The sequence below is a fragment of the Falsiroseomonas oryzae genome (genome assembly GCF_027856955.1).
GTDB classification, from domain to species: domain Bacteria; phylum Pseudomonadota; class Alphaproteobacteria; order Acetobacterales; family Acetobacteraceae; genus Falsiroseomonas; species Falsiroseomonas oryzae.
In genome coordinates, this window is record NZ_JAPSMD010000615.1 from 1 (window position 1) to 2,521 (window position 2,521).

Here is a 2,521-nt window from a genome sequence, read left to right on the forward strand (position 1 = left end):
GCTGCGCCGGCGCGGCGCCGCGCCGCAGCCGCCGCACGAGGCTCAAGGCCAGCCCCGCCGCGGCCAGGTCGAGCACGGCCGCGACGCCGAGCGCGCCGGTGAAGCCGAGCCTGCCAAGCAGCAGCCATCCGCCCAGCAGCGCACCCAGCCCCGCTCCCAGCGTGTTCAGCCCGTACAGCGTGCCGACACGCTCCGCCACGCTCTCCAGGCTGGTCGCCACCGCCCGCGCGACGAGCGGCAGGGAGGCGCCCATCAGGGTCGTCGGCAGCACGAGGCCGGCGAAGCAGAGCGCGAAGATCGCCGCCTTGCCGTCCACCACGCCCGCCAGGCGGATCGCCAGCAGGTCGTAGAGGAAGGGCTTCGACAGCAGCGCGAAGCCGGCCACCAGGGCCTCGCAGAGCGCGAAGGCGAGCAGCGCGGCGGGCGGTGCCAGCCGGTCGGCGATGCGCGCACCCGCCAGGCTGCCGAGCCCGAGCCCGCCCAGGAAGGCACCCACCACCAGCGCCGCGGAGACGGTATCGGACCCCGCGAAGATGCCCAGCATGCGCTGCCAGGCGGTCTGGCAGAGCAGCGCGCCGAAGCCCGAGAGGAAGAAGGCAGCAGACAGGCGCAGCATGGCACGACCCCCGACGCCGCCGGCACGTCCCTCTGCCGTTCCGCCGCGACAACGGCGCCAAGGTGGCCGCACGGACATGGTTCCCCGCCCGCGCCTCACATCGCCGTCGGTCCGCCCGCGCACGCGGGCGCCACTTGGCCGGGCGGCGCCGGGGGGGCCATATGCGCGCCATGCCCCTCGATGCCGACCTCCTGCTCGACCGCCGCCGGCTGAAGCGGCGCCTGTCCCTCTGGCGCGGCATGGCCGTGCTGGTCGGCGCGGCGCTGGTCTTCGCCCTCGTCGCGCTGCGCGAGGACCCGACCGGCCTGCTGCCCTCCTCCGGTCATGTCGCCCGGCTCAGCGTCTCCGGCTTCATCGGCGACGACCGCAAGCTGAACGAGACGCTGGAGCGCACGCGGCGCGATTCGCGCGTGAAGGCGGTGATCGTCGCCATCGACAGCCCGGGCGGCAGCGTGTCCGGCGGAGAGGCGCTGCACGCCGCCCTGTCCCGCATCGCGGAAGCCAAGCCGGTGGTCGCGGTGATGGGCGGTACCGCCGCCTCGGCGGGCTACATGGCCGCGCTGCCGGCCGCGCGCATCTTCGCCCGCGAAGCCACGGTGACAGGCTCCATCGGCGTGATCCTGCAATCGGTGGATGCGTCGGAGCTGCTCGGCCGGCTCGGCGTACAGGTGGACACCCTTCCCTCCGGCCCTTTCAAGGACCAGCCGAACCCCTTCCGCCCGCTGACCGCGGAAGGGCGGGAACAGCTCATGCGCGTGGTCCGCGACCTGCACGACCAGTTCGTGGCCAAGGTCGCCGCCGGCCGCAACCTGCCGCCGGACCGCGCGCGCGACCTGGCCGATGGCCGAGTCTTCACGGGGCGCGAGGCGCTCGGCCTCGGCCTGGTGGACGCGATCGGCGGCGAGCCGGAGGCACGCGCCTGGCTGGCGCAGGAGCGCGCCATTCCCGCCGGGCTGCCGGTCCGCGACATCCAGACGCGCGGCCTGGCGGAGCGCACGATCGGCAGCGCGCTGTCCGCGGTGCTGGGCGACCTTGTCGCGGAATGGCTTGTCGTTGACCGGTTCCGCGCCGTTTGGCAGCCTGCCACCCGGTAGCGACACGCTGCCACACCGGGGGAGGTCGGCCGTTCCTCATGACGCGATCGGAGCTGATCGCCCAGCTCGCGCAGGCGAACCCGCATCTGCGGCAGCCCGACGTCGAGCTGATCGTCTCCACGATCTTCGACGAGATCACCAGCGCCCTGGCGCGTGGCGACCGGGTGGAGCTGCGCGGCTTCGGCGCCTTTTCCATCAAGCGGCGCGACCCGCGCACCGGCCGCAACCCGCGCACCGGGACGGCGGTGGAGGTCTCCGCCAAGGCGGTGCCCTACTTCAAGCCCGGCAAGGAATTGCGGGAGCGGGTGAACGGCGGACCCCTGCAGGCGCCAGCCCGCAAGCCGCGCACGCCGACCCCGGTGGGCTGATCCGCCGGCACCGACGCTTCCAGCCCGGGGCGCCCGGGCGTAGAGGTCTCGGGGAGGAGACCGCTTTTTCCACCCGAGGGGGGTCGCGATGCGCTGGATCATGTTCGTGCCGCTGCTGATCGTTCTGGCGCTCTTCGCGCTGTCGAACCCGCAGGATGTCGAGCTCCGCCTGTGGCCCTTCGACCTGGCCTGGATCGCGCCGCTCGGCATCGCCGTGCTGGTGCTGGCCGCCGTGGCCTTCCTGGTCGGCGCGCTGATCGCCTGGGCCGCCGCGCTGCCCATCCGCCGCCGCGCAGCCCGCGTCGAGCAGGCCGCGAAGCTGCTCGAGGCCGAGCTGACCGCCATGCGCGCCCGGGAGGACGCCGCCCGCCGCGAGGCCGAGATGGGCCGCGTGCCCGATGCCGCCGTGGTGCCGGCGCTGAGGGTGGCCGGACGCCGCTGAC

General features: G+C 74.4%; 4 protein-coding genes. 3 read left to right on the forward strand and 1 reads right to left on the reverse strand.

Annotated features, from left to right (window positions below):
- Window positions 1-616 (reverse strand): fused MFS/spermidine synthase (locus OZN99_RS29650; protein WP_270938810.1); only part of this gene is annotated, 616 nt, incomplete at its 3' end.
- 170 nt (window positions 617-786) lie between these two features.
- Here OZN99_RS29650 and sppA point away from each other — a divergent pair.
- The 3 genes from sppA to OZN99_RS29665 all read left to right on the forward strand — a co-directional run bounded on the left by sppA (window position 787) and on the right by OZN99_RS29665 (window position 2,520).
- Window positions 787-1,710 (forward strand): signal peptide peptidase SppA, encoded by a 924-nt coding sequence (gene sppA / locus OZN99_RS29655; protein WP_270938811.1) that lies wholly within the window; start codon window positions 787-789, stop codon window positions 1,708-1,710.
- A gap of 38 nt (window positions 1,711-1,748) precedes the next feature.
- The gene (ihfB, locus tag OZN99_RS29660) at window positions 1,749-2,078 is read left to right on the forward strand and encodes an integration host factor subunit beta (RefSeq protein ID WP_270938812.1); all 330 of its coding nucleotides are present in this window, start codon (window positions 1,749-1,751) and stop codon (window positions 2,076-2,078) included.
- Between the two features lie 88 nt (window positions 2,079-2,166).
- A complete protein-coding gene (locus tag OZN99_RS29665; protein ID WP_270938813.1) occupies window positions 2,167-2,520 on the forward strand; it encodes a LapA family protein in 354 nt (117 codons plus the stop codon).
- Window position 2,521 lies beyond the last annotated feature (1 nt).